General features: G+C 68.1%; 28 protein-coding genes and 1 tRNA gene. 7 read left to right on the top strand and 22 right to left on the bottom strand.

Going from position 1 to position 25,687, the window contains the following annotated elements:
- Positions 1 to 82: 82 nt before the first annotated feature.
- From OLX23_RS07460 to OLX23_RS07500, 9 genes are all read right to left on the bottom strand, one after another.
- Positions 83 to 604, bottom strand: a complete 522-nt coding sequence (locus OLX23_RS07460) for a GNAT family N-acetyltransferase (protein WP_264444143.1) — start codon at positions 602 to 604, stop codon at positions 83 to 85.
- Entirely contained in the window at positions 601 to 1,062 is a 462-nt protein-coding gene (locus OLX23_RS07465; RefSeq protein WP_264444145.1) for a GNAT family N-acetyltransferase, read from the bottom strand. The genes OLX23_RS07460 and OLX23_RS07465 overlap by 4 nt, the downstream gene beginning before the upstream one ends.
- The gene (locus OLX23_RS07470; protein WP_264444147.1) at positions 1,059 to 2,009 is read right to left on the bottom strand and encodes an RDD family protein; all 951 of its coding nucleotides are present in this window, start codon (positions 2,007 to 2,009) and stop codon (positions 1,059 to 1,061) included. Before OLX23_RS07470 ends, OLX23_RS07465 begins: the two co-directional genes overlap by 4 nt.
- Positions 2,006 to 3,043, bottom strand: coding sequence for a stage II sporulation protein M (locus tag OLX23_RS07475; RefSeq protein ID WP_264444148.1), 1,038 nt, complete (start codon positions 3,041 to 3,043; stop codon positions 2,006 to 2,008). The genes OLX23_RS07470 and OLX23_RS07475 overlap by 4 nt, the downstream gene beginning before the upstream one ends.
- Complete coding sequence (locus tag OLX23_RS07480; protein ID WP_264444149.1) at positions 3,043 to 4,353, bottom strand: DUF58 domain-containing protein; 1,311 nt, start codon at positions 4,351 to 4,353, stop codon at positions 3,043 to 3,045. The genes OLX23_RS07475 and OLX23_RS07480 overlap by 1 nt, the downstream gene beginning before the upstream one ends.
- Before the next feature lie 94 nt (positions 4,354 to 4,447).
- Entirely contained in the window at positions 4,448 to 5,404 is a 957-nt protein-coding gene (locus tag OLX23_RS07485; RefSeq protein ID WP_264444150.1) for an AAA family ATPase, read from the bottom strand.
- Positions 5,405 to 5,412: 8 nt separating this feature from the next.
- A complete protein-coding gene (locus OLX23_RS07490) occupies positions 5,413 to 6,702 on the bottom strand; it encodes a DUF4350 domain-containing protein (RefSeq protein WP_264444151.1) in 1,290 nt (429 codons plus the stop codon).
- On the bottom strand, positions 6,699 to 7,391 hold the full coding sequence (locus tag OLX23_RS07495) for a hypothetical protein (RefSeq protein ID WP_264444152.1): 693 nt from the start codon (positions 7,389 to 7,391) through the stop codon (positions 6,699 to 6,701). Before OLX23_RS07495 ends, OLX23_RS07490 begins: the two co-directional genes overlap by 4 nt.
- A gap of 64 nt (positions 7,392 to 7,455) precedes the next feature.
- On the bottom strand, positions 7,456 to 8,349 hold the full coding sequence (locus OLX23_RS07500) for a prephenate dehydratase (protein WP_264444153.1): 894 nt from the start codon (positions 8,347 to 8,349) through the stop codon (positions 7,456 to 7,458).
- A gap of 132 nt (positions 8,350 to 8,481) precedes the next feature.
- Here OLX23_RS07500 and OLX23_RS07505 point away from each other — a divergent pair, with 132 nt between their 5' ends.
- Positions 8,482 to 9,126, top strand: coding sequence for a c-type cytochrome (locus tag OLX23_RS07505; RefSeq protein ID WP_264444155.1), 645 nt, complete (start codon positions 8,482 to 8,484; stop codon positions 9,124 to 9,126).
- A gap of 203 nt (positions 9,127 to 9,329) precedes the next feature.
- Here OLX23_RS07505 and OLX23_RS07510 read toward each other — a convergent pair whose 3' ends face one another.
- A complete protein-coding gene (locus OLX23_RS07510) occupies positions 9,330 to 9,989 on the bottom strand; it encodes an RlmE family RNA methyltransferase (protein ID WP_264444156.1) in 660 nt (219 codons plus the stop codon).
- Positions 9,990 to 10,012: 23 nt separating this feature from the next.
- Positions 10,013 to 11,242, bottom strand: a complete 1,230-nt coding sequence (locus tag OLX23_RS07515; RefSeq protein ID WP_264444157.1) for a Ppx/GppA phosphatase family protein — start codon at positions 11,240 to 11,242, stop codon at positions 10,013 to 10,015.
- Positions 11,243 to 11,374: 132 nt separating this feature from the next.
- On the opposite strand from OLX23_RS07515, the gene OLX23_RS07520 reads away from it, so the two are divergent.
- Positions 11,375 to 11,448 (top strand) — tRNA-Gln (locus OLX23_RS07520).
- Between the two features lie 128 nt (positions 11,449 to 11,576).
- On the opposite strand, the gene OLX23_RS07525 is transcribed toward OLX23_RS07520, so the two are convergent.
- Positions 11,577 to 12,389: a TetR/AcrR family transcriptional regulator gene (locus tag OLX23_RS07525; RefSeq protein WP_264444158.1), complete on the bottom strand. Its 813-nt coding sequence runs from the start codon at positions 12,387 to 12,389 to the stop codon at positions 11,577 to 11,579.
- On the opposite strand from OLX23_RS07525, the gene OLX23_RS07530 reads away from it, so the two are divergent.
- Both OLX23_RS07530 and OLX23_RS07535 read left to right on the top strand, forming a co-directional pair.
- Complete coding sequence (locus OLX23_RS07530) at positions 12,357 to 13,745, top strand: aromatic ring-hydroxylating oxygenase subunit alpha (RefSeq protein ID WP_264444159.1); 1,389 nt, start codon at positions 12,357 to 12,359, stop codon at positions 13,743 to 13,745. The genes OLX23_RS07525 and OLX23_RS07530 overlap by 33 nt on opposite strands.
- Positions 13,742 to 14,203, top strand: coding sequence for a hypothetical protein (locus OLX23_RS07535; RefSeq protein WP_264444160.1), 462 nt, complete (start codon positions 13,742 to 13,744; stop codon positions 14,201 to 14,203). The genes OLX23_RS07530 and OLX23_RS07535 overlap by 4 nt, the downstream gene beginning before the upstream one ends.
- On the opposite strand, the gene OLX23_RS07540 is transcribed toward OLX23_RS07535, so the two are convergent.
- The gene (locus OLX23_RS07540) at positions 14,200 to 15,156 is read right to left on the bottom strand and encodes an MBL fold metallo-hydrolase (RefSeq protein ID WP_264444162.1); all 957 of its coding nucleotides are present in this window, start codon (positions 15,154 to 15,156) and stop codon (positions 14,200 to 14,202) included. The genes OLX23_RS07535 and OLX23_RS07540 overlap by 4 nt on opposite strands.
- A 159-nt stretch (positions 15,157 to 15,315) precedes the next feature.
- Between OLX23_RS07540 and OLX23_RS07545 the strand changes: the two genes are divergently transcribed.
- The gene (locus tag OLX23_RS07545; RefSeq protein ID WP_264444163.1) at positions 15,316 to 16,680 is read left to right on the top strand and encodes a hypothetical protein; all 1,365 of its coding nucleotides are present in this window, start codon (positions 15,316 to 15,318) and stop codon (positions 16,678 to 16,680) included.
- Positions 16,681 to 16,752: 72 nt separating this feature from the next.
- Here OLX23_RS07545 and OLX23_RS07550 read toward each other — a convergent pair whose 3' ends face one another.
- The 8 genes from OLX23_RS07550 to OLX23_RS07585 all read right to left on the bottom strand — a co-directional run bounded on the left by OLX23_RS07550 (position 16,753) and on the right by OLX23_RS07585 (position 22,740).
- Positions 16,753 to 17,385 carry a DUF4198 domain-containing protein gene (locus OLX23_RS07550; RefSeq protein ID WP_264444165.1) on the bottom strand — a complete coding sequence of 211 codons (633 nt, stop codon included), beginning with the start codon at positions 17,383 to 17,385 and terminating at the stop codon, positions 16,753 to 16,755.
- Positions 17,382 to 17,669 carry a DUF3325 domain-containing protein gene (locus tag OLX23_RS07555; protein ID WP_264444166.1) on the bottom strand — a complete coding sequence of 96 codons (288 nt, stop codon included), beginning with the start codon at positions 17,667 to 17,669 and terminating at the stop codon, positions 17,382 to 17,384. Before OLX23_RS07555 ends, OLX23_RS07550 begins: the two co-directional genes overlap by 4 nt.
- Positions 17,666 to 19,276: a PepSY-associated TM helix domain-containing protein gene (locus OLX23_RS07560; protein WP_264444167.1), complete on the bottom strand. Its 1,611-nt coding sequence runs from the start codon at positions 19,274 to 19,276 to the stop codon at positions 17,666 to 17,668. Before OLX23_RS07560 ends, OLX23_RS07555 begins: the two co-directional genes overlap by 4 nt.
- Positions 19,273 to 19,578 carry a hypothetical protein gene (locus OLX23_RS07565; RefSeq protein WP_264444168.1) on the bottom strand — a complete coding sequence of 102 codons (306 nt, stop codon included), beginning with the start codon at positions 19,576 to 19,578 and terminating at the stop codon, positions 19,273 to 19,275. Before OLX23_RS07565 ends, OLX23_RS07560 begins: the two co-directional genes overlap by 4 nt.
- Before the next feature lie 194 nt (positions 19,579 to 19,772).
- Positions 19,773 to 20,525 carry an SDR family NAD(P)-dependent oxidoreductase gene (locus OLX23_RS07570; protein ID WP_264444170.1) on the bottom strand — a complete coding sequence of 251 codons (753 nt, stop codon included), beginning with the start codon at positions 20,523 to 20,525 and terminating at the stop codon, positions 19,773 to 19,775.
- 130 nt (positions 20,526 to 20,655) lie between these two features.
- Entirely contained in the window at positions 20,656 to 21,138 is a 483-nt protein-coding gene (locus OLX23_RS07575; protein WP_264444171.1) for a nuclear transport factor 2 family protein, read from the bottom strand.
- A complete protein-coding gene (locus tag OLX23_RS07580) occupies positions 21,135 to 22,058 on the bottom strand; it encodes an NAD-dependent epimerase/dehydratase family protein (RefSeq protein ID WP_264444173.1) in 924 nt (307 codons plus the stop codon). The genes OLX23_RS07575 and OLX23_RS07580 overlap by 4 nt, the downstream gene beginning before the upstream one ends.
- A 100-nt stretch (positions 22,059 to 22,158) precedes the next feature.
- Positions 22,159 to 22,740 (bottom strand): TetR/AcrR family transcriptional regulator, encoded by a 582-nt coding sequence (locus tag OLX23_RS07585; RefSeq protein ID WP_264444175.1) that lies wholly within the window; start codon positions 22,738 to 22,740, stop codon positions 22,159 to 22,161.
- 89 nt (positions 22,741 to 22,829) lie between these two features.
- On the opposite strand from OLX23_RS07585, the gene OLX23_RS07590 reads away from it, so the two are divergent.
- Entirely contained in the window at positions 22,830 to 23,282 is a 453-nt protein-coding gene (locus OLX23_RS07590) for a VOC family protein (RefSeq protein ID WP_264444176.1), read from the top strand.
- A gap of 5 nt (positions 23,283 to 23,287) precedes the next feature.
- Entirely contained in the window at positions 23,288 to 23,602 is a 315-nt protein-coding gene (locus OLX23_RS07595; protein ID WP_264444905.1) for a putative quinol monooxygenase, read from the top strand.
- On the opposite strand, the gene OLX23_RS07600 is transcribed toward OLX23_RS07595, so the two are convergent.
- Complete coding sequence (locus tag OLX23_RS07600) at positions 23,586 to 25,619, bottom strand: MGH1-like glycoside hydrolase domain-containing protein (protein WP_413629813.1); 2,034 nt, start codon at positions 25,617 to 25,619, stop codon at positions 23,586 to 23,588. The two genes, OLX23_RS07595 and OLX23_RS07600, sit on opposite strands and share 17 nt — an antisense overlap.
- Between the last annotated feature and the right edge of the window lie 68 nt (positions 25,620 to 25,687).

Here is a 25,687-nt window from a genome sequence, read left to right on the forward strand (position 1 = left end):
AAGCGGGACCCCGGATCAAGTCCGGGGTGACGGAGGAGGTAGAAGCCGGCCGAATTTGCCGCCCAGCCCGGAACGCCAGCCCCTACAGCCTCAACGCGAAGAGAAATTCCTCGTCGATCTGCTCGCCGACCTCGAAGGTGATGTCGGCGACCTTGGCGAAGCCGTAACGCGCATAGAAGCGCTGCGCGCCGTCGTTGCCGCTCCACACCGAGAGTTGGATCGCATCGGCGCGATGGGCGCGGGCCTCGGCCATGGCCCAGTCCATCAGCGCGGCGCCGATACCTTTGCCGGTCATGCCCGGCGCGGTGTAGAGCTGCTTGATCTCGATCGGCCGTTCGGCCGCGTGATATTCGCCGAGCGTGCTCGGCACCGCCAGCTTGCAATAGCCGGCCAGCGCGCCGTCGATCTCGACCAGGCAATAGCGGCGCTCGGAATCCGCGAGTTCGCCCGCCACGGCCTCATGCGAATGGGTCTGCGCGAGGAAGGCGGCGAGGTCCTCGGGCCGGTACATGTAGCCGAACTTGTCGACGAAGCTGTCGCGCCCGAGCGCCGCGAGCGCGGGAATGTCGGCTTCGTTGGCAGGGCGCAGAATCGGATCGGTCACAGGGTCCTCGTCATGCAGAGGCTGAAATCGTCGAGCACGTAGTCGGCGAAAGGCGGGCATTCAACGAAGCCGTGCGATTGGTAAAGCCGCCGCGCGGGCAGGAAGGGTTCGTGGCTGCCGGTCTCAAGGCTGACCCGCGCATAGCCGCGCGCCCGCGCCTCGGCGAGCAGATGGAGCAGGATCGCCTTGCCGACGCCCTTGCCGCGATAGGCCGGCGCCGCGCGCATCGACTTGAGCTCGCCATGCCCCGCGTCGAGATGCTTGAGCGCGCCGCAACCCGCCAGCGTCGCCCCGTCCCAGGCGGCATAGAACGTGACGTCGGGCTGACGCAGCCGTTCGAGCGGCATGGCGTGGACGCTCTCGGGCGGCGAGAAAGCGAACATCTCGTCGAGGTGCAGCCGCAGCAGGCCGGCGATCGCCTCGCCACTCAGATCATCCTCGGCGATGTGGAGCTTCATGTGAACTTGTCCGCCTTGCGCTTGCCCATGCGCATGCCGGTTTCGAGCCGCTGGCGCAACGCGCGGTAATAGGCTTCGAGGAAGGCCCGCGCATCGCCGTGGCCCGCGGTCCAGCCGATCTTGGCGCAGATCGTCTCGTAGACCGCCTGCATCGCTTCTGCGCGATCGTCGCGCAGCACGCGTTCGAGCATCTGCAGCTCGTATTCGCCATAGACCGCGAGTTCGGCCTCGCCGAAGCGATAGCCGGCGGCGGGATCGGCGGGAGCCGCCCCCGCGGGCGCCACCGACAGCGCGGTTTCGAGCTTGCGCTTGGGCGCCTCGACCACCCAGGTCCCGGCAATCAGATCGCCCGCGCGCAGCCGGTCGCGGTTGAATAGCGGGAACAGCGCGAAGATCAGGAACCACAGCACCCCGGCGATGCCGCCCGCGCTCCAGTCGCCCTCGGCGCCGACTTGCGCCAGGAACACCACGGGCATGAACAGCTCGATGTCGCGCAGCAGGTTGCGCGCGATAATCATCTCGGCCGAGAGCCGGCCGCCGCCATCGCCGCTGCCGCGCGCGGCGACGCGGATGCCAGTGATCCGCTTGCCCGGCGTCGCGCCGCGCGGGCCCAGCTCGAAGAACAGGAAATAGGCGTTGCGGAACAGGAACAGCGCGATGATCGCGACGATCTGGACGAATTGCAGCGAATAGAACAGCGAACTGCTGTCGCCCCTTTGCGCCGCGCCGACGAGAGCACCGCCAGCCATGAAGATCAGGCCGAGAAAGGTCAGGAAGACCGCCAGACCGATGAACAGCAGGTCGAGCATCAAGGCGCCCGCCCTCGCCGCGCGGCTGGCGACGGTCAACGGCAGGGCCACGCCTTCGGGCGTGACCATGATGCGACCGCGATCGCCCTGGCCCGCCGCGCGGTAGCGGACGACCTGCTCGGGCACCGCGGCGCTCACGCCGCCTCGCTCCGATCGGCCCGGCCGCGGCCGAACAGGAAGAAGTAGCCGAGCCAGAACAGCAGCATGAAGCCACCGACGCCGAACCGGCCGGCGGTGTGGTTGATCAGCTGCCGCCCGAAACCTTCGAGCAGGGCCGCAACCACGAGCATCAGCACCACCCCGGTCATGACCTGCGAGGCGCGCCGTCCGGCCTCGGCCGCGGCGTCGAGCAGCGCGCGCTCGCCGGGAAAGGCCATGGCGCGGCCGATGTGCAGCCCCGCCGCGCCGGCCAAGAGGATGGCAAAGAGCTCGGTCGTACCGTGGATCGCGATCCAGCCGACGAAGTCCGTGGTCAGCCCCGCGCCGTGATAGAGCCACAACATCGCGCCGAAGCCGGCGGTGTTGTAGACCAGCATCATCAGCGAGGGCACGCCGAAGGCGAAACCCAGCGCGAAGGCCAGGATCGAGACCTGGGCATTGTTGCCGAACAGGCTGGCGGCAAAGGCGGCCAGCGGTTCCTTCGACTGATCGGTGAACAAGGTGCGCTCGAGCACGGCGCGGGTGGCGCCCGGCACGCGCGCATCGGCGAACTGGCCGGGCACCAGCGCGTGATACCATTCGGGATCATGCGCCACGAGCAGCCAGCCGACCAGGGTTCCCGCGACCATCACCGCCAGCGCCATCAGCACGTCGAGCCAGATCGCCCGCACCGATGCGCTCCAGCCGCCGCCGAGGAAGCGCCGCAGCCACGAGCCGAGCGAGACGCGCGGGCCGTAGACGACGAACCAGGCGCGCTGGACCAGGGCTTCGAGATAGCCGAGCGTCGCCGCGTCAAGTGAGGTCTCGCGCGCGATCGACAGGCTCGAGGCGACGGTGCGGTAGAGCACGGGCAGCGCCAGCACGTCCTCGTCGGACAGCTTGCGCAGCCGCCCCTTCTCCATCTGCGTGACGATCGCGTCGAGCCGCTGCCAGTCGCCCTCGCGTTCGAGCCGGAAACGGTCCGAACGCAATGCTGCGGCCTCGATCGCCGAGATCGGATCCTGCTCCGCCATCAGCCGATCGCTCCCGTGCGCTTGATCGCCAGATAGGCGTCGATCAGCCGCGTGCCGATCTGCGAATAGGGCGCCTCGACCACGTCGACGCCGATCTGCTTGAGCCGCCGCGTCACCAGCGCGCGCTGGCGCAGCAGCGAATCGGCGGTGACCGACATGGCGAGAGCCTGCATGTCGCCGGGCTCGGCCATGGCCAAGTCCTCGAGCTCCTCGTCGGTCATCGTCACGAACAGCACGACATGGCGCGCGACGAGGCGGCCGATCGATTCGATCATCAGCTCGGCGCTGGTCGGATCGGTGAAGTCGCTGAAGATCACGATCAGCGAGCGCCGCTGCAGCCGCCCGGCGAGCGTCGCCAGCGCCAGGGTGAAATTGGGCTCCTGCGCGTGGTAGTCGAGCCCGGCGGCGGCGCTCTGCAGGCGGTGGAACTCACGGCTGTCGGTGACGAAGGGGGTCGAGACCTCGGGCCTTGCGGCGAAGCCGAACAGCGCGACGCGGTCGCCGCCCTTGAGCGCGACGTAGGACGTCGCCAGCGCCGCCGAGACTGCGCGGTCGATCCTGGGGACACCACCGATCGGCTCGCACATCGTCTGGCCGCAGTCGAAGGCGAAGACGATCTGGTTGTTGCGCTCGGTCTCGAACTCCTTGGCATAGAGATGGACGTGGCGCGCCGAGCTCTTCCAGTCGATGCGGCGGCGATCCATGCCGGGTTCGTATTCGGTCAGAGCCTCGAACTGGGTGCCCTCGCCGCGGATGCGCCGCGCGATCAGGCCGTATTGCGCGTCCTTGAGGAAGGTCTGCAGCGCCGGCGAGCGGACGAAGCCGATGTTCGGCCAGACCCGCACCGTCTGGTCGAGCGGATGCGACACCTGCCGCGCGCCGAGCCCGAGCGGCCCGGCCCAGCGCAGCCAGAGCCGATCGACCGCGCCGGTCCCGCGCCGGCTCGGCGTGAAGGCGAATGTGCCGCGCCAGGCGCCATCGGCACGCGTCAGCGGGAATGCCGCACGGCCGCCGGGCGCGAGCCGCGGATCGAGCGCCAGGGCCAGATCGACCCGGCTGCGCTGGCCGCCCGAGAACTGCGCATGGCCGAGCAAGGTGGCCTCGTCGCCGACCTCGACGTCGCGCGGCGCGGTCAGGGTCACGTCGCGCAGGGCCCCCGCCACCAGCGCGTCGGCCAGTACGAGCAGCAGCAGCGCCCCGCCCAGCGCCGGCGCCGCGATCCAGGCCCCGGGCGCCGCCGCGGCGATCACCAGCGCGACCGGCGCCGCGAGGGCGACCAGCACCGCAGCTCGGAGCGTGGGGACGATCATGACGCGAGGTAGCGCCTGAGCCCTTCGACAGGCTCAGGGCGAGCGGGCTTTGTCACAAAGCCGCCCCCCCGCTCATGCTGAGCTTGTCGAAGCACTAGCGCGGCGCCTCGGTCTGGCGAACCAGGTCCTCGACCAGCGCCTCCACCTGCTTGCCTTCGATCTCGGCCGCCGGGCTCAGCAGCAGGCGGTGGCGCAGCACCGATGTCGCCAGCGCCTTGACGTCGTCGGGCACGATATAGTCGCGGCCGTCGAGCGCGGCGCGGGCGCGGGCGGCGCTGGCCAGCAGCACGGCAGCGCGCGGGCTCGCCCCGCAGGCCAGATCGGCGCTGTCGCGCGTCGCGCGCACCAGGCGGACGACATATTCGGTGACGCTGTCGGCCAGCTTGACCGCCTGCACCGCGCGCGTCGCGGCGTCGAGCACGGCGGGTGTCGCCACCGCCACGATGCCGAGCTCTTGCGGGCTCGGCAGGCCCGAGCGTTCGCCATAGCGCGCGACGATCCGCGCCTCTTCCTCGAGGCTCGGATAGGGGATCAGCAGCTTGAACAGGAAACGGTCGAGCTGCGCCTCGGGCAGCGGATAGACGCCCTGGCTCTCGATCGGGTTCTGCGTCGCCACGACCATGAAGTGCGTGGGCAGATCGTGCCGCGTGCCGTCGAGCGTGACCCGGCGCTCCTGCATCGCCTCGAGCAGCGCCGCCTGGGTCTTGGGCGGGGTGCGGTTGATCTCGTCGGCGAGCAGCATGTCGCAGAAGATCGGGCCGCGCGTGAGGGTGAACTGGCTGGTCTGGAAGTTGAACAGGTTCGAGCCGAGGATATCGCCCGGCATCAGGTCGGGCGTGAACTGGATGCGCCCGAAATCGAGCCCGAGCGCCGCGGCGAAGCTCTGCGCGAGGAAGGTCTTGGCCGTGCCCGGCGGGCCTTCGAGCAGGACGTGACCGCGCGCGAGCAGCGCCACGAGCAGATGATCGACGGTCTCGGTCTGACCGACCACGGCCTTGGCGATCTCGCCGCGGATCGCCCCCGCCAGGCGGCCGACCTCTTCGAGAGTCATCACATCACTCATTGGGTAAGCGTCCTTTCGAGCGCGTGCAGGTCCTGCGCCGCCTTCATGATCTCGTGGGAGGAACGGGCCGCGCGCAGACGCGTGGCGATGTCGGAAAAGGGCGTGGCCTCGGGCGCGCGGGCGGCGACGGCGCGATCGATCGCCGCCTCGGTCGCGGCGACGTCGGCCAGCCGCGGCAGCGCCAGCACCCGCACCAGCCTTTCGCGAGCGCGCGTGGCATAGGGCGCGGTGACCAGATGCAGCCGGCGACTGCGGCGGATCAGTCCGGCGGCGTTGGAGACGAGCGCGCGCTTGCCGAAGGCGATCGCCCGCGCGCCCGCACGCGGCGGCCCGAAGCGCAGGAACGCACGCCAGCCCACCGCGAGCGCCGCGAGCAGCAGGCACAGGGTCGCCGCCAGGAACGGCGGGGTGAAGGCCAGGGTCAGCAGGTTGGGTCGGCGCCCGAAACCGTTGAGCGTGAGATCGAACTGGACCTTGCCCGCGCCGCCGGTCGCAGCATGGACGAGCCTTTCGGCCAGGCGGGCATTGGCCAGATCGGCCATGCCGTAATTGTCGAGCAGGTCGGGCTCGAACACCAGCACGATCGGCTGCTGCGCGGCGCCGTTGCCCTCCTCCCCACCTTCCGAGACCGGCAGACCGGCCATCGCTTCGAGCGCGGGATAGGAACCGCCGTCATCGACATAGGCGGCGAGGATGCGGCGATCGGAACCCACGACCAGCGGCACGAGCCGCGGCCCGGTGCCCGCCTGGACCTGGCGCGCATCGGGCAGGCGCCCGGTGATCCCGCCGCCGCTCCAAACCGCGCGCTTCTCGCGCCCCATCGGCGTGATGCCGACGCCGACGTCATCGAGGAAGCCGGGCCAGTTCGGCGCGGCCGTGCCGCCGATCTGCACCCAGCCGCGCTTGGCCTTGGGATTGTCGGACGACGACGCCCGCCACTTCGGCGTGATCACCAAGGTCGGCCCGGCACCGCGGCGCTCCTCCACGATCCGGTCGATCTCCGCGCCCTCGGCGCCGGCCGGCGGCGTCAGCACAAGCAACCCCGGATCGTCGAGCGCGCCCGGATCGCGCAGCCGCCGCACGCCATAGCCGCGCCGTTCGAGATAGTCGGCGAAGGCGGCATAGCCGTTGAGCCCCTTGCCGCCGGCATGGCCGCCACCGTCGTTGGTCGAACCGCCGGTCAGCCCCGCACCGATCGTGTAGAGCAGCGCGAGGAAGACCAACGCCCCGAACACGATCAGCGCCAGCGCCGTACGCTGCGAGAACGGACTGGTGCCAGTGCTCATGCAGCCTGGCCCGGCGAGAGACGCTGCAGCGCGAATTCGGCATAGGCGTCGCGCGCCGCCTGCCAGTCGACCTGGTCTAGCGCGCGCAGGGCGAAGAGGCTGAGCTCGACGCGGGTGGCGATCGTCGCAAAGGCCTGGCGTGCGTCCCAGGGCAGCGCCGGCAGCTGCGCAATCTCACGCGCAGTGCTCGCCGGGCTCAACCAGTCGGGCCGCGCCTCGGCAATGTGGTGGACGCTGCGCTGGAGCAGCAGGTGCACGGCCTCGCCATAGCGGCCCTCGGCGGCGAGCCGATCGGCATCGCCGAGCAGGGCCACCGCGGCATCGCGATCGGGCTGCCAGCCCGGCGATTCTGCCGCGACCTTGGGCCGGCGTTGCAGCCCGAGCAGCGGACGGATCACCACGAACCAGAGCACGGCGATCAGTGCCACGCCGGCGACGGCGATCGCCACCTTCTGCATCACCGGCCACGACAGTCCGAACAGATCGCCGAGCGGCCGGAACACCGCCTCGAGCGCCTCGCCCAGCCAGCGCATGAAACGCAGCAACCATTCGGGCAGTTGGGGCTCGGGCCGCTTGTAGGGCGGCAGCGGCGCGTATTGGATGTCGCTGTCGGCGCGGACGACCTGCCAATCGCGGGCCGCGTCCTGCGCGGCCGTCGATCCCGCGATCTGTGCCCCAGCCCTCGTCACGCGCGATTGGTGACACGGGGCCGGGCGAAGGGCAACTGCCGATCCGCGCCGAAAGCGACGGAAATCAGCCGCGCTTGCGCGCCTGGCGATAGGTGCCGAGAATGCGCAGTTCCTTGCAGTGGAACGCCAGCTCCTCGAGCGCGCGATCGACCGCGGCGTCGCCGGGCGCGCCCTCGATATCGGCGAAGAACCGCGTCGCCGCGAAGCTCGCACCCTTCTGGTAGGACTCGAGCTTGGTCATGTTGACGCCGTTCGTGGCGAAACCGCCGAGCGCCTTGTAGAGCGCCGCGGGAATGTTCTTCACCTCGAAGACGAAGGTCGTCATCGCGGTCGCATCACCGATCGCTGCCGGATCGAGCGGCGCCTGCGACAGCATGACGAAGCGCGTCGTGTTGTCGGCCGCGTCCTCGACGTTCTGCTCGATGATCTTGAGACCGTAGAGCTCGGCCGCGAGCGCGGGTGCGATCGCGCAAGCCTCGGTATCGCCCTGCTCCTTGACGAAAGCGGCGGCGCCGGCGGTGTCGGCATAGGACATCGGCACGATGCCACGTTCGCGCAGATAATGGCGCGACTGCCCCAAGGCCTGCGGGTGGCTGTAGGCTGCGGCGAAGGGGCCCTCGGTCAGACCCATCAGCGCGTGCTCGATCGACAGGAAATGCTCGCCGACGATGGCGAGGCCACTCTCGGGCAGCAGGAAATGGATGTCGGCGACGCGGCCGTGCTGCGAATTCTCGATCGGGATGATCGCGCGCGCGGCACGGCCGTCCTTCACCGCATCGAGCGCGTCCTCGAAGGCGAAGCACGGCAGCGGCAGGCAGTTCGCATCGTATTCGAGCGCGGCGCGGTGACCGTTGCAGCCCGGCGCGCCCTGGAACGACACGGCCCGCGCAGGATCGGCGGCAGCGGCGCGGGTCATTTCCTCGACGAGGGCGACGGCGGGTTCGGGAAAGCTGTGCATGATGCACGGCCGCTTACGCAGGCTCGCAAAATCGTGCAATGGGCGAATCCCGCAATGGCTCTTGCGCTCGCCCATCGGCCTGACTAGAGCGGCGCGCAAACCGCTATAGGCACTTCCTACGGGGCATTTTCGATGGACGATCGTTTCAACACCTTTGCCGGCTGGGCGCTTTTCGCAGGCATCGTCGCCTTCGGCGCATCGAGCGTGAGCAGCCACTACTTCCAGGCCGACAAGGCTCATCGTCCCGAGAAGATGGGCTATGAGATCGAGGGCGTGGTCTCGAGCGAAGGCGGCGCCAGCGCCGAGGAACCGATCGAAGCGCTGCTCGCCAAGGCCGATCCGGCCAAGGGTGAAGCCGTCTTCAAGAAGTGCACCTCGTGCCACACCGCCAATGCGGGCGGCGCCAACGGCATCGGTCCGAATCTCCACGGCGTCGTCGGCGAGACCATCGGCACCGGCCACGGCTTCGCTTTCTCCGACGCGCTCAAGGGCCATGGCGGCTCCTGGGACTGGAAGAACCTGAACGACTGGCTGCACAACCCCAAGAAGTTCGCGCCCGGCACCAAGATGACCTTCGCCGGTCTGTCGAAGGGTGAAGACCGCGCCAACGTGATCGCCTGGCTCAACACCCAGGGTCCGAACCTGCCGCTGCCGACCGCTCCGGCCGCTGGCGCCGCCCCGGCCGCCGACGCTCCCAAGGACGCAGCCGCAGCTCCGGCCGCCGGCGCCGCGCCTGCTGCAGCGGAAGCCCCGGCCGCGGACGCCGCCAAGAAGTAAGCTTCGGCTTCGCAAAAACGAAAAGGGCGTCCCGTACCAGCGGGGCGCCCTTTTCGTTTGATCAACTTGGACTGATCCTCCCCTGCAAGGGGAGGTGGCAGCGCGTAGCGCTGACGGAGGGGTGTCCCCATCTCCGAAAGCGTTACACCCCTCCACCACGACCTACGGTCGCGGTCCCCCTCCCCTTACAGGGGGGGATCTTGTTACCCCTTGAAGCCCTGCGCGATCACGTACCACTCCGACGAATCCTTGCGGCTCGCGGGCGGCTTGGCGTGCTTGACTGTGGTGAAGTGCTTCTTGAGCAGGGCCAGCAGCTGCGTGTCGGTGCCGCCGGCCAGGACCTTGGCGACGAAAGCGCCGCCCGGCGCCAGGGTCGAGATGGCGAAGTCGGCGGCGGTCTCGACCAGGCCCATCGTGCGCAAGTGATCGGTCTGCTTGTGGCCGACGGTATTCGCGGCCATGTCGGACAGCACGAGATCGGGCGCGCCTTCCAGGGCCTCTTCCAGCGCCGCGGGCGCCTCGTCGGCCATGAAGTCCATCTGGAACAAGGTCACGCCCTCCAGCGGCTCGGTGGGCAGCAGGTCGATGCCCACGACCTTGGCCTTGGGACAGCGCTGGCGGACGATCTGGCTCCAGCCGCCCGGTGCCACGCCGAGGTCGACCGCGCGGGTCACGCCCTTGAGCAGGCCGAACTTCTCGTCGAGCTCGGCCAGCTTGTAGGCGGCGCGGCTGCGATAGCCGTCGGCCTTGGCCTTCTTGACGTAAGGATCGTTGAGCTGGCGCGACAGCCAGCGCGCCGAGCTGGCCGTACGCTTCTTGGCGGTGCGCAAACGCTCACCCGGGTCCTTGCCCGATCGGCTCATGTCGAAATACTCATGTTCCGGCCCTAGCCCAGATCCCGCATGCGGCGAAGCTCGGCGCGCATCTTTTCGCCCTGGCCGTTGGCGGCGATCAGGCTGCGCAGGATGCCCTCGCGTATCCCGCGGTCGGCGACGCCGAGCCGGTCGGCCGGCCAGACGTCGAGAATCGCTTCGAGAATCGCGCAACCCGCAACGACGAGATCGGCGCGCTCGCGGCCGATGCAGGGCAGTTCGCGACGCTCGAAGATCGACATCGACGACAGCCGCGTCGAGATCGCGCGCATCGAATCGGCCGGAACGATCAGCCCGTCGACCGCGCGGCGATCGTATTGCGGCAGATCGAGATGCAGGCTGGCGAGCGTCGTCACCGTGCCGCTGGTGCCGAGCAGGCGCATCGGCCCCTTGCCCGGATCCTGCGCGCGGAACCGCGTGGCGCGATCGGCGAAGGGCGCGAAACTGTCGCTCACGAGCTCGCGCATGCGCACGTAGCGTGCCGTGCGCGCGGCCTGGCTGTCGCCCTCGGGGCCACAGGTCTCGGACAGCGAGACCACGCCCCAGGGCACCGACTGCCAGTCGAGAATGCGCGGCACCGGCGCGGTGCTGTCGATCAGCACGAGTTCGGTCGAGCCGCCGCCGATGTCGAAGATCATCGCCGGGCCTTCGCCCGGTTCGAGCAGGATGTGGCAGCCGAGCACGGCCAGCCGCGCTTCCTCTCGCGCGCTGATGATGTCGAGCGCGATGCCCGTCTCCTGGCGCACGCGCTCGATGAAGGCCTCGCCATTGCTGGCGCGGCGGCAAGCCTCGGTGGCGACCGAACGCGCGAGCTGGACCGAACGGCGGCAGAGCTTGTCGGCACAGACGTGGAGCGCCGCCAGTGCGCGGTCCATCGCCGCCTGGCTGAGCAGGCCGGTCTGCGCCAGCCCCTCGCCCAGCCGCACGACGCGGCTGAAGGCATCGATGACGACGAAATTCTCGCCCGAAGGCCGTGCGATCAGCAGGCGACAGTTGTTGGTGCCGAGGTCGATGGCCGCATAGGCTTGCCTGGGGCCCGTGCCCTGCCTTTGATCAGGGAGCCGTGGAATGGGAAGCTGCGGCCCGCCTGGCGGACCATTCCCGTACGGTCCATCGCCGGCGCGCTGCCCGGGTAAAGGCGTCGAGGACGCGCAATTGCGAACGTCGGCATTGCGCTCGTTCGTCGTCGCGTCCCTGTCGCCCTTAGCCCCTGTGCGTCTTACCGGCGGAAACTGTTCCGCCATAGTCTAAGCACTCGTTATCGTTTTTCCCGCCGATTGCGACGGGTACCTGACACGATGCTAGCCGCAGTGTGAGAAAGGGGCAAGAGGACCGCTTGACGCGGCTGCCCGACACGCTTAGAGGCACCCGCCTGTTGCCCCGTCGTCTAATGGTAAGACTACGGATTCTGATTCCGTCTATCGAGGTTCGAATCCTCGCGGGGCATCCAGTTTCTCCTACATTCTCAGCAGGGTAGCAGACACCGGGCAGGCTTGCGCCGGCCATCGCTCCCAGGCGATTTTCGTTGTTCCTCGTGACGAGCCAGGTTCGATCGCTGCCCGTCTGCTTCGACGCCGACTAGCCCACCCCGTTCAGGAAAAGCCCGGTCCGGTAGGCGGTCTGCCGTTCGATCTCAGCATCGTCCGAGCCATGCCAGACCCGCGCCTGGAAGGCCCCATCCACCACCAACAGCATGAACGCCTTCGCCGCGTCTTCGGGATCGGCCAGAGCCAGTCGCCGCCGGAACAGGTCGACCAGATAGGCCATGGCCCGTCGCTCGGTCCGCTCGGCTAGGTATGCGCCGATCTCGGGCATGCGGATGACCTCTGCGTGCGCGATCCGGGTCAGGCGCATGCCCGACGGGCTCGTCGCATGGCCTACCATCAATCGCGCGACGCCGAGCATCGTCTGCTGGAAATCTTCGCTCTCGGCGGCGCGCAATTGCTCTTCGGGCACGACCCAGTCGTCAATCGCCCGCTGTAGCGCGGCCTTGAACAGCGTGATCTTGTCGCCGTAGCGCGCATAGACCGTGCGCCGCGCCATGCCGAGATCGTCGATGATCGCCTCGATCGTCGTTCCGGCGAAGCCGCGCTCGAGAAACAGGTCGAGCGCATGGTCGAGCAATTCGCGATTGCGCGCCTCGATCTGCTCGCGCGAGGGCCGACCCGGTCCACGAGCGCCTTCACGGGAGGCTTTCGCCGGCTTGCCAGTGAACAGCAGCGTCTCGCTTTCGGCCTTCATGACACCGTCCTGCTGCGGCGGCGCCAAAGGGTCAAGCATAAATAAGAATGACTCATGACATTTATTATTGAATCGTTTCCATCGCCGCGATAGCCATGGCGTCGAGAGGAGCGCGCGATGACGACGAGACCGGGCGAGGCGATCGACCATGGCCCCCTGATCGCGGAGATCGATTTCGCCACGTTCGAAATGCGCGTCTCGACCGCGCGCTATCATGCAGACGACCATCATCGCCGCGAACGCGAGCGACTGTGGATGCACGTCTGGCAAGCGGCAGGCCGCGCCGACGACATCCCCGAGGTGGGCGACTGGACGGAGTACAGGCTGTTCGACCAGTCGTTCCTGATCGTCCGCGGGCGCGACGGCCGGATCCGCGGCTTCGTCAACGCCTGTCGCCACCGCGGCAATGCCCTGTGCGAAGGGAAAGGACGGTCCGCCCGCTTCACCTGCCCTTATCACAACTGGTCCTATGGGCTCGACGGCAAGCTGCTCGCAGTTGCCAAGCCCGATTTCGCCGGCAGCCTCGAAGACTTCGTCGGCCGCAAGGACGAACTCGGTCTCGTCGAAGTGCCGACCGAATGCTTCGCCGGCTTCGTCTTTCTCAATCCCGATCGCCAGGCCGCACCGCTACGCGAATTCCTCGGCGAGATCGCCGGCCTTCTCGCGCCCTATCGGCTCGATGAGATGATCCCCGTCGGCCTCAACGTGCGCGAGGCGCTCGAATGCAACTGGAAGGTGGTGATGGACGCCTTCCAGGAGGGCTATCACATCCAGGCGGTCCATCCCGAACTGATCGCGGCGATGGACGAATCGCAGGAGCGCTATGGCTTCTTCGGCGATCACAGCGTCGCCACGGGGCCCTTCGGCGCGGCGAACCTCGAATCCTTCGGCCCCGAAAGCCAGGCGGAATCGATCCGCGGCCTGCCCGCGACCTTTCCCGGCGTCGCCGAAGTGCTGCCGCGGTTCGAAACCCTGCTCGACGCCCATCGCGACGACGCGGGCCTATTGGCCTTTCCCGAAGGCGTCACCGGCCGGCTCTTGCTCCAGCAGGCGACACGCGCGACGCTGGAGGCCAAGGGGCTGGACGTGTCGGGCCTCACCGACACGCAGATGAGCGACAACCACTTCCACCTCGTCTTCCCCAACCTGTTCATGACGATCCGCGCGGGCGAGGCGACCGTGATCCTGTCCACCCCACACCCCGACGGCGATCCCGGTCGCTGCCACTGGCTCGTGCAGAACCTGATGTGGCTACCGCCCGAAGAACGCCCTGCGAAGCGCGAGCCTCTGCGCGAAGTCCCGGAAGGCGAGCACTTTCCCTACTTCCTCGCGCTCGAGCAGGATTGGGAGATGATGCAGCGCCAGCAACGCGGCCTCCGCAATTCGGGCCTCGATCACATGGCACTGACCCGCCAGGAAGTGCGCCTCGCCCATTATCATTCGATGCTCGACGGCTGGGTCGGCGCAACCGAACGCACGTCGAAACACAGAGAGGAGCAACCATGACGCAGATCGTAACCGCCACCGCGACCAACAACGCGCTCGGCCCGCTGACCCAGGTCGTCAACCGCTTCACTGCGGCGCAGGGCGCGGTGCTCGCCGCAGGGGTCACCTCACCCGCGGACTATGCGCCCGTCGCGGAATTCGTCGCGGTCGACGAATTCAAACGCGTTGGCGCCTATCTCGAAGAGCTCGACTGGCCGGCCTATACCGAATTCCTCACCGGCTGGGCCCGCGGCGGTACGCAGTTCGAATTCACCCAGTTCCACATCACCGAAGTGGGCGACGCGGTGTTTCAAGAGATCGAGGAACGCCACCAGCGCGGCGACCAGTTCATCAAGAAGAACGTGATCGCGGTCTATCGCTTCACCCCGGAAGACAAGATCCGCCACCTCGACATCTACGAGCAGGCGAAGGACAGCGGCGACTGGATCAAGGATGCCGCCAAGGCGGCCACGGCCTAGCGGAAGGTCCAGCGCTGCCCCTGGCTCGGAATGATGAGGTTCACGCCGAGACGGTTGGCGGCGCTCAGTTGCCGGGCGATCAGCGCGCGCGGATCCTCGCCCGAACCAGCCGGCTTGATGTGGCTCACCACGATCGGCAGGCCTTTCAGCGATCCCTTGCCGCCCGCCGCGGTCTCGAGCTGCGCGAGTTCGTCGAACAACAGCGCCGGCGTCAGATGGCCAAACAGCAGGTTGCGCGGGCGCTCGCTGGGATAGGACACCTCGATGATGATCGCCTTGAGCCGCCGCGCCGCGATCAGCGGGCCGACCGCGCGCCACAGTTCGGCCAGGCGGGGCTGGCCTTCGACCACGTCGGCACCGGTATCACCCAGACATAGGATCGCATCCTGCTGCGCCTCGACGAGGAAGGCGGTCGATTCCATGCCGCCGTGCGCGAGCGGGTAAGCGGTGACCTGCATCGCCATGCCGGCGAGCGGCAGCGCCTTACCCGGCACGAGATCGACGAGCTTGTACTTGCCGATCGGCGCCTGGCCGCGATCGGTGAAGTTCGCCCAGGCCTTGCCGTTGAAATAGCTGTCGAGCAGGACGCGGCCGACCGAGGGTAGCGCGTAGACCGGCTTGGCGCTGTCCTCGGGCGAGGCAATCAGCATGCCGGCGACATGGTCGAGATGCGGATGGCTGATCAGATAACCGGCGATGTCGTCGTGCAGGATGGTCTCGCGTGAGCGCTTGAGCGTGCCGCGGCGTCGCGCGACCTCGATCCCGTTCACCAGGCTGCCGGCGTCGCACATCACCGCTTTGGACTGGCCCTGCGGGGCGATCATCCAGGCCGAGAGATTGCCGTCGTCGAGCCCGCCGCGCACGCCGATCGCGGTCACGTCGAAACCCGCGCCATGGGCCGGCGCCGTCGCCAGGGCCGCCATGCCGAGCGCCGCCATCATTTTCGAGAACATCGCCATCCGCGTTCCGCTCCAATCAGAAGTCAGCCTCACCTACCGCCGGTGACGCGGGCCGTTAAGCGCCAATGCCGATCGCCCTTGCTTTTGCCGTCACATAGTATAATGAAACGCATAAGTTGCCATTATCCGAATGGCGGCATTGGGAGCGGAAGCATGGCGACGACGATGGAAATTGGGGCAATCGAGCGACTGACCAGCCTGGTCGAATCCCCCGATCGGTACGACTACGCTGCGGCCGACCTGCGCGAGGCGCAGATCGCGGCGATGAACGCGCGCTTCCAGGACCGCGTGGGCAAGATCAAGCTGCTCCGGCATCGCGCCGAAGAGGCCGGGATCACCGAGATTCGCAGCCTCGAGGAAGCCGTGCCGCTGCTGCTGCCGCACACGGCCTACAAGTCCTATCCCGAAAGCTTCCTGATGGAAGGCAAGTGGGACAAGCTCTCGAAGTGGCTCGATTCGGTATCGACGCATCGCGTGCCGGCAATCGCCAAGGACGCCGTGCGCGACGTCGATCACTGGGTCGAAACGCTGCAAGCCGGCGGTCACAACGTGTCGTGCTCTTCGGGCACCACGGGCAAGTCGGCGATGCTCGTCGCCTCGAACGCCGACATGGAATGGTGCAAGCGCGAGGCGCCGCAGGCCTACACCTGGGGCTCGGGCGTGCCGCTCGATCGCAGCCGCCGCATCTTCGGCCTGGCCCCGGTCGCCAGCGTGCCGCGCAACGCCGCCACCGGCGAGGCCTATGTCTCGACCTTGCAGGATCCGAACTCCGAACGGTTCAACTATCCGGTGCCGCCGATCACCGTCGGCAGCCTCACGCAGATGGTCGTCGCGCGCAAGAAGATCGCCGATGGCACGATCCGGCCCGAAGAACTGGCTGAGTTCGAACGCATCTCGGCCGAACGCGCCAAGGCGGTCGAGGACGCGGTCGGCATCACCGCCGAGGCGCTCGTCGCGGCGCGCGGCGACAAACTGCATCTGACCGGCCTGTGGTCGGGCCTCTACAACGTCGCCAAGGCCGTGCGCGACAGCGGCTACAGCGCCAAGGACTTCAATCCCAAGAACTCGATCTACGTCGGCGGCGGCCTCAAGCGCGCCAATCTGCCGGCCGACTATCGCGAATTCGTCTACGAGACCTTCAACATCCAGCCCGAGCGCAATTACCAGAACTACTCGATGCAGGAGCTCCACTCGGGCATGCCGCGGTGCCAGAAGGGCGGGCGCTATCACCTCCCCGCCTGGCTCGTGCCGCTGATTCTCGACAAGAGCGGCGACAATCTGCTGCCGATCGCAGAAGGCGAGTACGAGGGCCGCGCGGCCTTCTTCGACCTGTCGATCGACGGGCGCTGGGGCGGCGTGATCTCGGGCGACAAGGTCTCGATCGACTTCAGCCCCTGCGCCTGCGGCGCCAAGAGCCCGTCGATCCGCGACTCGATCGTGCGCTACGCCGATCTCGAAGGCGACGACAAGATCGGCTGCGCCGGCACGGTCGACGCCTACGTGCGCGGGCTTTCCTGAGCCGAAACGCAAAACGCCCGCCGACCGCGAGGCCGGCGGGCGCCGTCGTCGACGCGATTGGGCAAAAAGGCGTCAGTCGAGCACGAAAGTCGTCGTCGTGGTGCGATGCAGGACCGTGACCGGGCCGTGCGGCGTCTCGAAGCTGCCCTCGTCCTTCTGCGAGGCCGAGAGCAGATAACGGCCCTTGCCGAGCAGCGGCACGGTGACGCCGCCCTGGGCGTCGGTCTTGAGCGAGCGCGTCCACTTGTCGGGCGAGATGACGGTGACCGCGGCGTCGGCGACGGGCTTTCCGTCGCGGGTCAGCACGAAGCGATCGCCGCCGGCGCTCGCGGGTGCCAGTTCGAGCGGCAGGACCGCACGCGCCTCGCCGCGACCGGCGCGGGCGTAATAGACGATGCTCTGCTTCTTGCCCTCGGGCCCCCAGGGCTTGAACACGTTGTCGTCGTGGACGCGCACGTCGCCGGCGGGCACCGCCACTTCGATATACCCCGCCTTGCGCGCCTGCGCCGCACTGCTCGCCGGCAGCAGCTTGGGCGCCTGGAGATGATCGAATTCGGGATCGCCGCCTTCGGGCAGCGGCGCTTCGGGCTCGCCCAGATAGATCCGCGCCGGGCCGGCACCGTCGCGCTCGACCCAGACCTCGTGCGCCTGGGCCGGGACCGTGACGAGCAGGGCGAGCGGCAGGGCGATGTGCTTGGGGCTCATTTCGAATTCCTTGGCTTGGCGACGGGCGCCAGATTGAAGAACAGGAAGCTGGCGGCGGCGCCGAAGCTCAACGCGCCGATCCAGAACATCGCACCGTAGATCGCGCCCTCAGCCGCGAAGGCGAACACGCAGCAGACTGCCACCGCGACCCAGGCCCCGCGCTTGAACGCGCGCTTGCGCAAGGTCCCCGGGCGCGCGCCGAGCCTGTGCTGGTGGTGGTTGTCGGTCGACAGGCCGAAGAGCGCGAAGGCGATCACCGCGCTGATGATGCAGAGCAGCGTCATTCGGCAGGCTCCAGTTCTCCGAAAGACTCGGTCTGGGCGGGAGCCGGCGGCGTCTCGCGCCGTCTGCGCCGCGGCTCGGCCGTCCGGTGCGAGGCGACGCGCTTTGCCGTCGCCAGGAAGCCCAGACCGAAGAGGATCAGAACCAGGTCCACACCGGCCAGCACGAAATCACCCTGGGCCAGGGTCTCGGGCAGCCCGCGCGAGGTCGCCACCACGTTGTAGAGCGGCAGCGCGGCCAGCAGCACGCCCGTTGCGCCGAGCAGCAGGGTCCAGACCTGCCGCGCCTTGAGCAGGCTGGCGAGCACCAGCGCCAGGGCCCAGGCGATGAACAGCCCGTGCACTTCCCATTCGGCGCGGCCCTTCATGCCCAGCGGCAGCAGCCGGTTGGCCCAGAGCATCGCCGCGATGCCGAAGGGGAAACCGCCGACGACGGCGACGTTGAGCCATTCGACCAGACGGAACCCGAAATGCGGCCGCGCCGGATCGGGCAGCTTCTCGCGCCGCTTGACCGTCCACAGCACGAGCCCGCTCGCCACCATCAGGCAGCCGCCCAGACCGCAGAGGAAGTAGAACCAGCGCAGGCCATAGTCGGCATAACGCCCCGCATGCAGACCGATCATGGCACCGGCGGTCTCGTTCGCGCCGCCCGGCGGCGGCGACTGCCAGAACAGCTTGCCGCTCGCGTCATAGGCCAGCGACGGCTCGCGCGACGACAGCATCGAATTGGCCGAACGCGTGACCGTGATCAGCGCCGCGGCATCGCCGGGCTCGCGCACGCTGATGAAGCCGACGGGACCGCCGAGACGCTTCTCCGCATCGCGCACCACCCCGGTCAGATCGACCATCGGCATCGGCCGGCCCGAACGCTCGGGCTCCTCGACGTGCGGGAACAGCTTGTCGGAGATCGTCTCGCGATCGGTGTAGTTGGCGACCACGGCCCAGGGCATCAGCATCGCCATCAAGGTGACGAGCCCGGTATAGGTGATCATCAGGTGGAACGGCAGCGACAGCACGGCCGTGGCATTGTGCCCGTCGAGCCACGATCGCTGGCCCTTGCCGCGGCGCAGGGTGAAGAAGTCCTTGAAGATCTTCTTGTGCGTAACGATGCCGCTGAGGATCGCGATCAGCATGGCCATGGCCGATATGCCGACGAGCCAGCGCGCCCAGATGATCGGCATGTAGTGCAGGTCGAAATGGAAGCGGTAGAAGAAGTCGCCGCCGCGCGTGTCGCGCGCCACGGTGGGCACGCCGTCGGCGCCGATCAGCGCCTGGTTGTCGCGACCACGACGACCGCCGCGACGGCCCTTCTCCTCGCCCTTTTTGGGCTGCGGCTGCCAGAACACCTGCGAACCCGGCGAGCGCGCGCTCGGCATCGAGATCGACCAGGACTTGGCATCGGGCACCTTGTTCTGGAGGAAGCGCTGCGCCCCCGCGAGCACGACATAGGGCTCCTCGACGCGGTCGAGCTCGGGTCGCATCCAGCGGTTGAGCCCCTCGCGCCAATAGGCGATCGTGCCCGCGACGAAGATCACGAACAGCACCCAGCCGAGGATCAGGCCCGACCAGGTGTGCAGGAACGACTGCGATTGGCGGAAGCTCTTGCTCATAGACGCCCCGTCGATGCGATGGACAGCCAGGTGATCCCGCCGGCCAGGGCGCCGAGCAGCGCCAGAGTCCAGAAGGCGCGCCAGCCGCTGCGCGCCGCGAAGGCCCACATCGCGGCGAAAGCGCAAAGCGCGAAGGCGACGAGCGTCGCCGCGACCGTGGCCTCGGCCCGGTCACCCGGCAGCAGCCGCGCAAGCGCCATCGCCCAGAGACTGCCAACGGCATAGCCGAGCGGCACGGCGGCGATCACGCGCAGGGTCATGTCCCCGCGCCGCCGCCAGGCGAGAATACGCGGACTCGTCATGCCCGCGCTCATCGATCGGTCGACCCGACGGACGGACCATGAACGGTCCCAACCGACATGCAGAGAATGCGCTTCACGATTTGCTCCCTAGTTGGGAGCGCCAATAGCCCTATCTCTATTGCGAGTCATTCTCATTTTACAGCGAAACACCATTTTGTGGCGCGGGGCCGCGCGGATCGTCGCTTCCGGTTCCGTCAGAGCATGACCTGGCCGCCGTCGGCGTTGATCGTCTGGCCGGTGACGTAGCGGCTGTCCTCGCTCGCCAGGAACACCGCGACCGGGGCGATGTCGGCGTCGAGATCGCCGAAGCGGCGCAGCGAAATATCGTCCATGTACTTCTGTCCGCGCTCGGGGTTCTGTTCGAAGAAGCGCGCCGCCGCCGGGCTGAGCCCGGCCGGATTGATCACGTTGATGCGGATGCCGAACTGGCCCCACTCGCGCGCGGCCGAGCGCGACAGCGCGCGCACGCCTTCCTTGTTGGCGCCGTAGATGCCGTCGCCGGGCTCGCCATAGATGCCCTGGCGCGTGCCGAAATTGATCACCGAACCGCCACGTTGCTTGAGATGCGGGAAGGCCGCCTGCATGTGATAGAGCGTGCCGAACAGCCCCGAGCCGAAAGTCAGCGCGATCGCCTCGTCGGTGATTGCCTCGACCCCGGCCTGGCGCGTGGTCTGGGCATTGTTGACCAGCACATCGAGCCGACCGAAACGCTCGACCGCCGCGGCGATCGTGCGGCTGGCATCGTCGCGGCTGGCAACGTCGGCCGTGATGGCCAGGACCTGCGCCCCGGCATCCGTGAGCTTCTGCGCCTCGGCCTCGAGCACTTCGCCGCGCCGCGCCGACATCACCACCGCCGCGCCCTCGCGGACAAAGGCCTGGACGATGGCGAGGCCGATGCCCTGGCTCGCGCCGGTGACCACGGCGACCTTTCCGGCCAGTCTGCTCATGTCATTCTCTCCGTTTCTGTCTCTGCAACATTCTCATCATCCCCGCGAAAGCGGGGACCTTTGGCCGGCGTGTCTCCGCGATCTCGGGCAAGATCGATAGAGGTCCCCGCATTCGCGGGGATGACGGTGATCACCCCACCCCGACGATGAGGTTCTCGCCCGAAAAGTCCGCCGCGATCGCGCGCGCGCCGGGCGAGGTCTCGGCGTGGGTGCGTTCGAGCTTGCGATAGGTGAAGCGCCAGAGGCCGTCGGCCTCCTTGCGATAGGTCTCGTGGTAGAAGCCGAAACCGCGCAGCCACTGCTTCTCGCCGTTGCGGTACCAGAAGAGGTTGTCCTCCATCGCCCAGACGCCCGTGGCGTTGTGGCTGTCCTGGAACTCGATCACCGGCGTGTGGCAGTGGTGGACCGTGGTCACCCCGGCCATCTGCACCGCCAGCGCCGCCGCCGCCGCCTTGCCGCCGACGATCGGCACGGCACCGATCGACATCGCGACATAATCGTCGCTGTGCAGCGCGGCATAGGTGTCCCAGTCCTTGCGATCGACCGCATGGTCGCGCCGCGCCTTCATGTGGCGGATCGCCTCGAGCTCGATCAGGCGTTCGAGATCGGTCATTCCGTCGGCTCCCCGACCACGTGGTGCGCACCGGCCAGCCGCTCGCGCCGGCTCTCGATCACGCGCCGCACGCCCTCGCGCACCGAAACCTTGTTCGGCCCGAGCAGCGCGACCATCTTCGTCGTGTCGCCCCAGATCGGCCAGGCCTTGCTGTTCTCGACGAACACCGGCTCCTTGCCGAGAATCTCGCCGGCGATCGTGCAGTATTCCTGGATCGTCACCGGCTCGGTCCCGCCGACGTTGACCACTTCGGCACCGACCTTGGCGATGCCCGCGGCGGCGATCGTCTTCTCGACGTAGTCGTCCTCGTAGAGCGGGGTGTAGACGTTGCGGACACCGGGATAGACGCTCACCGGCTGGCCCGCGGCGACCTGGTCGATCCGCTGGGTGATCGCGCCGCCGCGCGGGCCGTAGAACGAGAAGATGCGCACGATCGTGACCGGCAGTCCGTAGTCCTCGCTCACGTGCCGAAGCAGGAATTCCGAGGCGATCTTACTCGCCGCGTAGTTCTCGATCGAGGCGTGGAGACCATAGGGATCGTCCTCGCGCAGCGCCCGCTCGCCCTGGTATTCGTAGGCCGAGCCGGTGCCGCCGTGGACGAAGGCCTCGGCATCGCGATAGCGGCGCGCGAGGCGTCCGGTCGCCGCCGTGTTCACCTCGTAGGACTGCGCATACTGCTGGGGCAGCACGGCGTAGTTGATCACCACGTCGACGTCCGGCAGCGAAGACAGATCGGGGTTCGCGAGATCGAAGGTGACCGTCCGCGCGCCCGCAGCTTCCATCTTGCGCTTCTGCTCGGGGTCGGACCAGCGCGCGAGCGCATGGACCTCGTTCGCCTTGGCCAGTTCGGTAGCCACCGGAAAGGCGACGAGGCCGCTCGCCCCGGTCACCAGCACCCTCTTGCCCGACAGTCCCGCCATCGCCAGATCCTCTTCCGTTCTATTTTTTGTGCAGTCGCCTAAATCTGTCGAACGGGAGCGTGGCTGTCAATGGGGCAGGCTGGGGGCAGGCCGGGAGAGGTCAGGCGGGCAGCGGCGCGCCGTCCTCGACATGGGCGATCAGCGCCTCGATCCAGCCGAGCGTTTCTTCGTGCCCGCAATCGACGCCGAGCACCGAATCCATCGCCAGCAGCCGCGACACCGCGAGCGCGAGCACCGACAGGATGATCGGCGACAGCGGCGCGCCGTCGCTGCCCGATTCGGCGACCGCGCGCTCGATCACGGCGGACTGGAGCAGGCGCAGCCGCTTGCTCGCCCGCGCGATCTCGGCACGCAGGACCTTACGGTGCGTCGCGAGTGCATTGAGTTCGAGCACCATGGCGGTGTTGGTCGAATCCATCGACAGCCGCCACAAGGCCCGCAGCGGCTTGCGCTGCGCGAGGACCTGGGTGAGTTGGGCGAAGTGCTCGTCCTCGATGCGCTTGAACACCGCAAGGAACAGCTCGTCCATGTTGCGAAAGTAGTAGTGGACCAGCTTCGACTTGAGCCCCGCGCGCGTGGCGATGCGGCGCGAGCTGACCGCGGCATAGCCCTCCTCGCGCAGTAGCTCGATCGTCGCGTCGAGGATCGCCTCGCGCGGCGGGGACGATGCGTCGGTCTCCAAGCGTTGACTCCGTTTCTGGCCGAATGTTAGGCAGTTGCTCAAATGTCTAGAGCGCAGTCACGCGATGCGCCAGACGGGAGAGAGCAGACATGATCCTGGCGATGCATGCAACCAAGCTCGTGGTGCGCGATCTCGACGCCGCCGATCGGTTCTACCAGGCGATCGGGCTCAAGCCCGTGGCGCGCAACCTCGGCGGCGAGGGCGACGTGCGCCAGCAGCAGTCGTGGCTCTCGGTCTCGGGCGATTCGACCACGCATATGCTGATCCTCACCCAATTCCTCGAAGTCCCCGCCCCCGCGCTGCCCGCCTATCCGCGCGAGGTCTGGCTGGCCTTCAACGTCGCCGACGTCGACGCGACGATCGCCGCGGTCGAAAGCGCCGGCGGCAGCGTGCTGCGCGCGGGCGAGGATCGCCCCGAACATGCCGTGCGCGCCGCGGTCGTCGCCGACAACGAGGGCCATGTCATCGAGATCGTCGGCCCGATCGGCGGCGCGGGCGCGGTGGCCGATCCGCTCGCCGCGGGCCAGAGGGGCCAGGCGTGATCACGATGATCGCCCACCTGCGCGTCGCGCCGGAAAATGCGGCGGCCTACGAGGCGCTGATGACCCACGTCGCGGCGATGACGCGCGCGCACGAACCCGGCGTCGTCCACTACGGCTGGGCGAAGAGCGTCGACGAGGCCGACACCTATGTCGTCGTCGAGGTCTATGCCGATGCCGCAGTCCACGCCGCGCACATGGCCAGCGCCTGGGTGCGCGAGGCCCTGCCCAGGTCGGCAGCGCTGATCGAGGGCAAGCCGCATATCCGGCAATATGTCAGCGAGGGCAGTACGCCCGTGCGCCGGGTCATCGCGTCCGACTGAAGGCCTTGAACTCGACCAGCCGGATCGCCCGCCCGCGCTCCGGCGTCATCCGCAGGCGGATACGCTCGGTCGAGACCGCAGGCCAGTCGATCCGCGTGACGCCGTTCGCCAGCGGCGCTCGCACGGGCTTGGCCACCGACTGCCACTGCCCCTCGCGCCAGACCTCGATCTCGACACCACGCGGCGCGGCGAAGCGGCGGCCGTCGGCGAAGAAGGCCAGTTCGGCCTCGGCCAGCGGCACGGGCCGGCCGAAGTCGATCGCGAACCATTCGGGCTGGCCCGCGCCGGACGAATCCCAGCCGTTGGGCAGTTCGGGATAGAACCAGACCCGGCCGTCGACCGCGTCCTGCAGCTTCTCGGGATCCGGATTGCTCGATGCGCTGGGCTTGGGGAACTGTCCGCGCACGAGTTGCACCGCCTGGTTCGCCTCGCGCACGATCGCCGGCTGCGCACGCCGCGCGATCGGCAGCGTCAGCCGCCCCAGCGTGGCGCGGCGCGCGACCTCGCGGCCGTCGACCTCGATCGCGAGCCCCGCACCACGGCCGTAATGGCGGCCGTCGGCATCCCAGGTCACCGCCAGGCTATGGCCGTGATAGGGCACGTTCTCGACACGGAACCAGGCCAACGCCTGGGCATCGCCGGCCGCGGGCAGCAGCGGATTGATCTCGAGTACGTCGTCGGCACGCGGGCGGATGCCGACCAGCCCGGTCAGGACCAGGTCGACGAAGCCCGAATGGAAATAGTGGTGGCTGCGGTCGAGCCCGACGATCGGCCTACCCGTCTCGGGATGATAGTCCTCCTCGAGATCGAGCCGGCCGTCTTGATAGTGCAGCGCGGCATATTGCCGCAGCAGCCGCATGTAGTCGCCGCGCGTGACCGGTCCGGTGCCCTCGTAGTGGTCGAGCAGATTGGCCATGGCCATGAGCACCTGCGTGGTCTGGTAGGGCCAGACCGGACCGTTCCACTGGCACTCGGGCGCCGTGCCCAGATAGCGGTACTGGCGCATGTAGTGCTCGTAGCTGGCCTCGACCGTGCGCATCCCAGCCTTGCCGGCGAGCGCCTTGGGATCGAGCAGGTGCGCCCAGGCCTGGGCATAGCGCGGATCGTCGGGCACGAGATCGAACATCCAAGGCAGATAGCCGACGAGCTCGCGCGCGCGGATCGGCTGCCAGTATTTCACATGCTCGTTGTCGACCTGATAGCGGTCGATGAAGTGCGAAAGCTGCGGGCTCCACAGGTCGGCCAGCACGCGCTCGCGGATGTCCGCGGCGCGCGCGTCGTATTCGCGCGCCATGGCCGCATCGCCGGCCAGCCGCGCCATGTTCGCGAGCGCGCGGGCATTGGCAAACATATAGCTGTTGACCGAGGGCCGGAAGGAATCGCCGCCGCGAAAGCCGTCCTTGCCGCCCGAGGCGTCGATCGAGGACACGGTATATTCGGTCGCGTCGAGCAGCGGCTCGACGAAGTAGAGCCGTTTGGCGAAGTCGTACTTCTCGTCCCACAGCCGGTAGACGTGGCGCATGACCGACAGGTGCCGCAGCACGGCATCGCGGTTCCCGTCGACGAGGTAGCGGCCCCAGACCGAGTCCGCCATGTGATCGGTGAAGTGCCGGTCGTTGCCGCCCGCATACATGAAGGCGACGTAGTCGTCGGTGAAACGCCGGTCGTTCAGCCAGCGCCCTTCGGCGATGTGGAAGCCGCTGGCGTCGTTGAGGCTGGCATAGGGCTGCCGTTGCCACGAGACGTCGTCGAGGAACTCGGTGGTGATATAGCCTTCGGCGCCGAGATCGCGCTGGTGCGCGCGAAACAGCCCCCAGCGATAGTACCAGACCGCATCGAGCTTCGGGTCCGCGGATTCGAAGAAGGGGATGCGGTCGCGGTACCAGGCCGCGTCGTTGCCGAAGCGCTGCTCGGCGATGCTTTCGCGGTCGAGCGCCGAGGCATTCGCCCCGGTCAGCGAGACGGCTGCAGCCAGGAGAAATGCCAGCGCGCGACGGATGGCCGGTCCTTTCGGGATCGCGGGAGTGCGGCGGCCGTTCCAAGTCCGGGAGGGAGGAAGTTACCAGGAACGACCGCCGCAGGAAG

This window comes from Novosphingobium sp. JCM 18896 (genome assembly GCF_025938095.1).
Taxonomy (GTDB): domain Bacteria; phylum Pseudomonadota; class Alphaproteobacteria; order Sphingomonadales; family Sphingomonadaceae; genus Novosphingobium.

Excerpts from the sequence above, each read along its gene's own strand:
- OLX23_RS07465 (WP_264444145.1), bottom strand. The coding sequence starts at position 1,062 with ATGAAGCTCCACATCGCCGAGGATGATCTGAGTGGCGAGGCGATCGCC.
- OLX23_RS07475 (WP_264444148.1), bottom strand. The coding sequence starts at position 3,043 with ATGGCGGAGCAGGATCCGATCTCGGCGATCGAGGCCGCAGCATTGCGT.
- OLX23_RS07480 (WP_264444149.1), bottom strand. The coding sequence starts at position 4,353 with ATGATCGTCCCCACGCTCCGAGCTGCGGTGCTGGTCGCCCTCGCGGCG.
- OLX23_RS07485 (WP_264444150.1), bottom strand. The coding sequence starts at position 5,404 with ATGACTCTCGAAGAGGTCGGCCGCCTGGCGGGGGCGATCCGCGGCGAG.
- OLX23_RS07490 (WP_264444151.1), bottom strand. The coding sequence starts at position 6,702 with ATGAGCACTGGCACCAGTCCGTTCTCGCAGCGTACGGCGCTGGCGCTG.
- OLX23_RS07500 (WP_264444153.1), bottom strand. The coding sequence starts at position 8,349 with ATGCACAGCTTTCCCGAACCCGCCGTCGCCCTCGTCGAGGAAATGACC.
- OLX23_RS07505 (WP_264444155.1), top strand. The coding sequence starts at position 8,482 with ATGGACGATCGTTTCAACACCTTTGCCGGCTGGGCGCTTTTCGCAGGC.
- OLX23_RS07510 (WP_264444156.1), bottom strand. The coding sequence starts at position 9,989 with ATGAGCCGATCGGGCAAGGACCCGGGTGAGCGTTTGCGCACCGCCAAG.
- OLX23_RS07515 (WP_264444157.1), bottom strand. The coding sequence starts at position 11,242 with ATGGCGGAACAGTTTCCGCCGGTAAGACGCACAGGGGCTAAGGGCGAC.
- OLX23_RS07530 (WP_264444159.1), top strand. The coding sequence starts at position 12,357 with ATGACGACGAGACCGGGCGAGGCGATCGACCATGGCCCCCTGATCGCG.
- OLX23_RS07525 (WP_264444158.1), bottom strand. The coding sequence starts at position 12,389 with ATGGTCGATCGCCTCGCCCGGTCTCGTCGTCATCGCGCGCTCCTCTCG.
- OLX23_RS07535 (WP_264444160.1), top strand. The coding sequence starts at position 13,742 with ATGACGCAGATCGTAACCGCCACCGCGACCAACAACGCGCTCGGCCCG.
- OLX23_RS07540 (WP_264444162.1), bottom strand. The coding sequence starts at position 15,156 with ATGTTCTCGAAAATGATGGCGGCGCTCGGCATGGCGGCCCTGGCGACG.
- OLX23_RS07545 (WP_264444163.1), top strand. The coding sequence starts at position 15,316 with ATGGCGACGACGATGGAAATTGGGGCAATCGAGCGACTGACCAGCCTG.
- OLX23_RS07550 (WP_264444165.1), bottom strand. The coding sequence starts at position 17,385 with ATGAGCCCCAAGCACATCGCCCTGCCGCTCGCCCTGCTCGTCACGGTC.
- OLX23_RS07555 (WP_264444166.1), bottom strand. The coding sequence starts at position 17,669 with ATGACGCTGCTCTGCATCATCAGCGCGGTGATCGCCTTCGCGCTCTTC.
- OLX23_RS07560 (WP_264444167.1), bottom strand. The coding sequence starts at position 19,276 with ATGAGCAAGAGCTTCCGCCAATCGCAGTCGTTCCTGCACACCTGGTCG.
- OLX23_RS07565 (WP_264444168.1), bottom strand. The coding sequence starts at position 19,578 with ATGACGAGTCCGCGTATTCTCGCCTGGCGGCGGCGCGGGGACATGACC.
- OLX23_RS07570 (WP_264444170.1), bottom strand. The coding sequence starts at position 20,525 with ATGAGCAGACTGGCCGGAAAGGTCGCCGTGGTCACCGGCGCGAGCCAG.
- OLX23_RS07575 (WP_264444171.1), bottom strand. The coding sequence starts at position 21,138 with ATGACCGATCTCGAACGCCTGATCGAGCTCGAGGCGATCCGCCACATG.
- OLX23_RS07580 (WP_264444173.1), bottom strand. The coding sequence starts at position 22,058 with ATGGCGGGACTGTCGGGCAAGAGGGTGCTGGTGACCGGGGCGAGCGGC.
- OLX23_RS07590 (WP_264444176.1), top strand. The coding sequence starts at position 22,830 with ATGATCCTGGCGATGCATGCAACCAAGCTCGTGGTGCGCGATCTCGAC.
- OLX23_RS07595 (WP_264444905.1), top strand. The coding sequence starts at position 23,288 with ATGATCGCCCACCTGCGCGTCGCGCCGGAAAATGCGGCGGCCTACGAG.